The organism is Pseudoalteromonas sp. Angola-30 (assembly GCF_028599215.1).
Taxonomy (GTDB): Bacteria; Pseudomonadota; Gammaproteobacteria; order Enterobacterales; family Alteromonadaceae; genus Pseudoalteromonas; species Pseudoalteromonas atlantica.
This window is the reverse complement of sequence record NZ_JAQREI010000090.1, coordinates 1-255: the sequence shown is the minus strand read 5'-3', so window position 1 is coordinate 255 and position 255 is coordinate 1. Positions and strand designations below refer to the sequence as shown.

Below are 255 nucleotides of genomic sequence, written 5' to 3'. Positions count from 1 at the left end.
ACTCACCCGTCCGCCGCTCGTCAGCAAAGTAGCAAGCTACTTTCTGTTACCGCTCGACTTGCATGTGTTAGGCCTGCCGCCAGCGTTCAATCTGAGCCATGATCAAACTCTTCAATTAAAAAGTTTTTTGTCTTTCGACAGCTCAATGAATTCTGAATTTATTTAATATCTTTCGATATTGAATTGACTGTGCTGCAATTCTTTTCTTAAGTAAAACCTAAGTAAGTTATTGCTGTTGGTCACTCAGTTTCAATT

Annotated in this window: 1 rRNA gene; it reads right to left on the bottom strand. The window is 39.6% G+C overall.

Features of this window, described 5'->3' with window-relative positions:
• Nucleotides 1–118: ribosomal RNA gene (locus PSH54_RS20730) — 16S ribosomal RNA — on the bottom strand; the annotation flags it as partial.
• Between the last annotated feature and the right edge of the window lie 137 nt (nt 119–255).